The sequence below is a fragment of the Streptomyces sp. SID11385 genome, assembly GCF_010548245.1.
Classification (GTDB): domain Bacteria; phylum Actinomycetota; class Actinomycetes; order Streptomycetales; family Streptomycetaceae; genus Streptomyces.
This window is the reverse complement of record NZ_JAAGLR010000726.1, coordinates 1-5233: the sequence shown is the minus strand read 5'-3', so window position 1 is coordinate 5233 and position 5233 is coordinate 1. Positions and strand designations below refer to the sequence as shown.

At 70.9% G+C, this 5233-nt stretch carries 5 protein-coding genes; all 5 read left to right on the top strand.

Features of this window, described 5'->3' with window-relative positions:
- Positions 1–1296, top strand: a 1296-nt coding sequence (ftsW, locus tag G3I42_RS22050) for a putative lipid II flippase FtsW (protein WP_164288495.1), incomplete at its 5' end; no start/stop codon positions are given.
- Positions 1297–1302: 6 nt separating this feature from the next.
- Positions 1303–2397: an undecaprenyldiphospho-muramoylpentapeptide beta-N-acetylglucosaminyltransferase gene (gene murG / locus G3I42_RS22045; protein WP_008748464.1), complete on the top strand. Its 1095-nt coding sequence runs from the start codon at positions 1303–1305 to the stop codon at positions 2395–2397.
- A 42-nt stretch (positions 2398–2439) separates the two neighbouring features.
- Positions 2440–3237: an FtsQ-type POTRA domain-containing protein gene (locus G3I42_RS22040; RefSeq protein WP_164288493.1), complete on the top strand. Its 798-nt coding sequence runs from the start codon at positions 2440–2442 to the stop codon at positions 3235–3237.
- Positions 3238–3611: 374 nt separating this feature from the next.
- Positions 3612–4829: a cell division protein FtsZ gene (ftsZ, locus tag G3I42_RS22035; RefSeq protein WP_007828251.1), complete on the top strand. Its 1218-nt coding sequence runs from the start codon at positions 3612–3614 to the stop codon at positions 4827–4829.
- Positions 4826–5233: polyphenol oxidase family protein (locus G3I42_RS22030; protein ID WP_164288491.1), on the top strand; the 408-nt coding region annotated here is incomplete at its 3' end. The genes ftsZ and G3I42_RS22030, both read left to right, overlap by 4 nt.

The window sequence follows — 5233 nt, the reverse complement described above, 5'->3', positions numbered from 1 at the left end:
TCCCGTCCGCCCCGCGCCCCGCGCCCGCCGAGGGGCCCGCGCGGCAATCCGCTGCGCGGGCTCCCCGCCCGGCTCATGCGGGCCTGGGACCGGCCGCTCACCGCGTACTACGTGATCCTCGGCGCGAGCCTGCTGATCATCGTGCTGGGCCTCGTGATGGTCTACTCGGCCTCCGTCATCACGGCCCTCAACTACGGGCTCGCGGGCTCCTTCTTCTTCCGCAAGCAGCTCGGCGCCGCCCTCATCGGCGGCCTGCTCCTGGTCGCCGCCGCGCGGATGCCCGTCAAACTGCACCGCGCGCTGTCGTACCCGCTGCTCGTCGTGGCCATCATCACGATGGCCGCGGTGCCGCTCATCGGCGTCTCCGTCAACGGCAACCGGAACTGGATCAACCTCGGCTTCTTCCAGATCCAGCCCTCCGAGTTCGGCAAGCTCGCGCTCGTCCTGTGGGGCGCCGACCTGCTCGCCCGCAAGAGCGAGAAGCGGCTGCTCAACCAGTGGAAGCACATGCTGGTGCCGCTCGTGCCGGTGACCTTCCTGCTGCTCGGGCTCATCATGCTCGGCTCGGACATGGGCACCGCGATGATCCTCACCGCGATCCTCTTCGGGCTCCTGTGGCTCGCGGGCGCGCCCACGCGGATGTTCGCCGGGGTGCTCGGCTTCGTCGGGCTGCTCGGCGTGATCCTCGTCAAGACGAGCGACAACCGCCTCGCCCGCTTCGCCTGCCTCGGCTCGACCGACGCCCACGCCTTCAACGACAAGTGCCAGCAAGGCGTGCACGGTCTCTACGCCCTCGCCTCCGGCGGCTTCTTCGGCTCCGGCCTCGGCGCGAGCGTGGAGAAATGGGGTGAACTACCCGAAGCCCACACGGACTTCATCTTCGCCGTGCTCGGCGAGGAACTGGGCCTGGCGGGGACGCTGTCGGTGATCGCCCTCTTCACCGCTCTAGGCTATGCGGGTATCCGCGTGGCCGGACGCACGGAGGACCCCTTCGTGAGGTACGCCGCGGGAGCGGTCATCACCTGGATCACGGCGCAGGCCGTGATCAACCTCGGTGCGGTGCTCGGTCTGCTGCCGATCGCCGGGGTGCCGCTGCCGCTGTTCTCCTACGGGGGCTCCTCGTTGCTGCCGACCATGTTCGCCATCGGGCTCCTCATCGCCTTCGCACGCGACGAGCCCGCTGCGCGAGCGGCCCTCGCCCTGCGGGGGCCCGGCTTCGGCCGCAAGCGGTTCGCGGTGAGATGGAACACGATGAGACGGCGCGCCCCAGGGGCGCGTCCGTCCGGAGAGCGGTGAATTTCGGTGCATGTCGTACTCGCCGGCGGGGGGACCGCCGGCCACATCGAGCCGGCGCTCGCCCTCGCGGACGCCCTGCGCAGGCAGGACCCCACCGTGGGGATCACGGCTCTGGGCACGGAACGCGGCCTGGAGACCCGGCTCGTACCCGAGCGCGGCTATGAACTCGCTCTCATCCCCGCGGTCCCGCTGCCGCGCAAGCCGACCCCCGAGCTGATCACCGTGCCGGGCCGGCTGCGCGGCACCATCAAGGCCGCCGAGCAGGTCATCGAGCGCACCAAGGCGGACTGCGTCATCGGCTTCGGCGGGTACGTGGCGCTGCCCGGCTACCTCGCGGCGAAGCGCACCGGCACCCCGATCGTCGTGCACGAGGCCAACGCGCGCCCCGGGCTCGCCAACAAGATCGGCTCCCGCTACGCCTCCGGTGTCGCGGTCTCGACGCCGGACAGCAAGCTGCGCGGCGCCCGCTACATCGGCATCCCGCTGCGCCGCACCATCGCGACCCTGGACCGCGCCCGGGTGCGCCCCGAGGCCCGCGCCGCCTTCGGCCTGGACCAGAACCTGCCCACCCTCCTCGTCTCCGGCGGCTCCCAGGGCGCCCGCCACCTCAACGAGGTCGTCCAGCGGGTCGTCCCGCTGCTCCAGCGCTCCGGCATCCAGGTCCTGCACGCGGTCGGCCCGAAGAACGAGCTGCCACGCGCCGACAACATGCCCGGAATGCCGCCGTACATCCCGGTACCGTACGTGGACCGGATGGACCTCGCGTACGCCGCCGCCGACATGATGCTGTGCCGCGCGGGCGCGATGACCGTCGCCGAACTCTCCGCCGTGGGCCTGCCCGCCGCCTATGTCCCGCTGCCCATCGGCAACGGCGAACAGCGGCTCAACGCCCAGCCGGTGGTGAAGGCGGGGGGCGGACTCCTCGTGGACGACGCGGAACTGACCCCGGAATGGGTGCAGTCCCAGGTGGTGCCGGTGCTCGCCGACCCGCACCGGCTCTACGAGATGTCGCGCGCCGCCGCCGAGTTCGGGCGCCGGGACGCCGACGACCTGCTCGTCGGCATGGTGTACGAGGCGATCGCCGCACGCAGGAACCGCTGAGGGGCCCGGAAAGCCCCCGCATCACGAGGAGGCTGAGGGAGCGTGGCCGGAGCGAGGACCGCCCAGGGCGGCGAAGGACGTACCGGGGCCGAAGCGCCCCACGACGCCGAGCGGTCCCCGGCCCCGCCCCCGCCCCCGCGCGGCCTGCCGGGACCGAGGTTCTGGCTCGTCGCCGGGGGCCTCGTGCTGCTGCTCGGCGGGGCGCTCTACCTGCTCTACGGCTCGCCGTGGCTCAAGCTGCGGCAGGTGAGCGTGACCGGGACCGAGGTGCTCACCCGGCGCGAGGTGGAACAGGCGGTGGCGGCCCCGCAGGGAAGTCCGCTCATTTCCGTGGACACCGACGCGCTGGAAGCGAATGCGCGCGCCCGGCTGCCCCGTATCGAATCCGTGGAAATCAACCGTTCCTGGCCGCACGGAGTGCGCATCGCGGTCACGGAGCGTAAACCAGTTCTCGTACGGGAAAAGGGCGGAAAATTCGACGAAGTGGACGCGCACGGCGTGCTTTTCGCCACGGTGGGCACTCCTCCGCGCGGTATTCCGCGACTGGATCTCGACGCGTCCGACTCGCCCTCGCTGCGCCGTTTCGGCACCGGCCGGCTGCTGCGCGAGGCGGCCACCGTCGCGGCCCGCGTCCCGTCGCCCGTGGTCAAGGAACTGCGCACGATCCGCATTCGCTCCTACGACGACGTGACACTGCTGTTGCGGGACGGGCGCACCGTGGCGTGGGGGAGTGGCGAGAAAGGCGCGGCGAAGGCGCGCAGCCTGACCGCCCTGATGAAAGCGGCGCCCAAGGCGCGGCACTTCGACGTCTCTGTTCCTGTCGCCCCGTCAGTGAGCTGAAGTTGACGGGCAGTTGACATGGGATTGACCCCGAATTGGCCCGAAAAATCGCGGTACTACCCCCTGGTTGGGCATCGCCACGGCTGATCACATAGGGTGAAAAGAAAAACGGGAGGTTCGGCGTGTTCGTTGAACACGCGCCACTTGTCGACTTAGTGTCCTGTTCGGAACAGTCAGCGAAGTCCCAGCAACAGACACACTGGTAACCCTCTCTCACTGGGGTAGAACACAGGGGAACTCTTACGGGAGTAACCCTGAACTTCAGGGTGAGGGTTCGGGTCGGCGCTTCGGACCGTCCCTTATTCGGCATCAGTCGACGCACGCCGGGCGGCGAGGCATCGACACGTAAATCGAGGCGAGAGGCAGCCTTCGACGTGGCAGCACCGCAGAACTACCTCGCAGTCATCAAAGTCATCGGTGTCGGCGGCGGTGGTGTCAATGCCATCAACCGGATGATCGAGGTCGGGCTCAAGGGCGTCGAGTTCATCGCGATCAACACCGACGCGCAGGCCCTGCTCATGAGCGACGCCGACGTCAAGCTCGACGTCGGCCGCGAACTGACCCGGGGTCTGGGAGCCGGCGCCAATCCGGCGGTCGGCCGCAAGGCGGCCGAGGACCACCGCGAGGAGATCGAGGAGGTCCTCAAGGGGGCCGACATGGTCTTCGTCACGGCGGGCGAAGGTGGCGGCACCGGCACCGGCGGCGCACCCGTCGTCGCCAACATCGCACGCTCCCTGGGCGCCCTCACGATCGGCGTGGTCACCCGGCCCTTCACCTTCGAGGGGCGACGCCGGGCCAACCAGGCGGAGGACGGCATCGCCGAACTCCGCGAAGAGGTCGACACCCTCATCGTCATCCCCAACGACCGACTGCTGTCCATCTCGGACCGGCAGGTCAGTGTCCTGGACGCGTTCAAGTCCGCGGACCAGGTCCTGCTCTCCGGTGTCCAGGGCATCACCGACCTGATCACGACCCCGGGGCTCATCAACCTCGACTTCGCGGACGTCAAGTCCGTGATGAGCGAGGCGGGCTCCGCCCTCATGGGGATCGGCTCCGCACGCGGAGACGACCGGGCCGTCGCGGCGGCCGAACTGGCCATCTCCTCACCGCTGCTCGAAGCCTCCATCGACGGGGCGCGCGGGGTCCTGCTGTCCATCTCGGGCGGCTCCGACCTCGGTCTCTTCGAGATCAACGAGGCGGCCCAGCTGGTGAGCGAGGCCGCGCACCCGGAGGCCAACATCATCTTCGGCGCCGTCATCGACGACGCCCTCGGCGACGAGGTCAAGGTCACCGTCATCGCGGCCGGCTTCGACGGGGGCCAGCCCCCCGCCAAGCGGGACAACGTGATCGGTGCCAGCACCGGCAAGCGCGAGGAGCAGCCGCAGGCCCGTACGAGCGAGCCGGTCCGTCCGGCCTTCGGCGGCCTCGGCTCCGTCACCCCGCGCGAGGAGCCGGCCCCCCGCCCGGAGCCCGAACCGGCCCCGGTCAACGAGGCGCCCGCCCCGCAGCTCCCGCAGCCCTCGGTCCCCCCGGCCCGTCCCTACCCGGACAGCCAGGCCGAGGAGCTGGACGTGCCGGACTTCCTGAAGTGATAGGCACGCACGAGGAAGCGGGCGGCGCGCACTTCGCCTTCACCGACAGGTGGGGCGGGGTGAGCGCCGCTCCGTACGAGGAGCTGAACCTCGGCGGCGCGGTCGGTGACGCGCCCGGGGCGGTCCTCGCCAACCGGGCGCTCGCGGCGAAGGACCTCGGCCTCGATCCCGCGCACGTGGTCTGGATGAACCAGGTCCACGGGCGCGAGGTCGCGGTCGTCGACGAGCCGTGGGGCGAGAAGCCCGTACCGGCCGTCGACGCGGTCGTCACCGCGCGGCGGGGGCTCGCGCTCGCGGTGCTCACCGCGGACTGCGTGCCCGTCCTGCTCGCCGACCCCGTCGCCGGGGTCGTGGGCGCCGCGCACGCGGGGCGGCCCGGGCTCGTCGCCGGGGTCGTCCCCGCG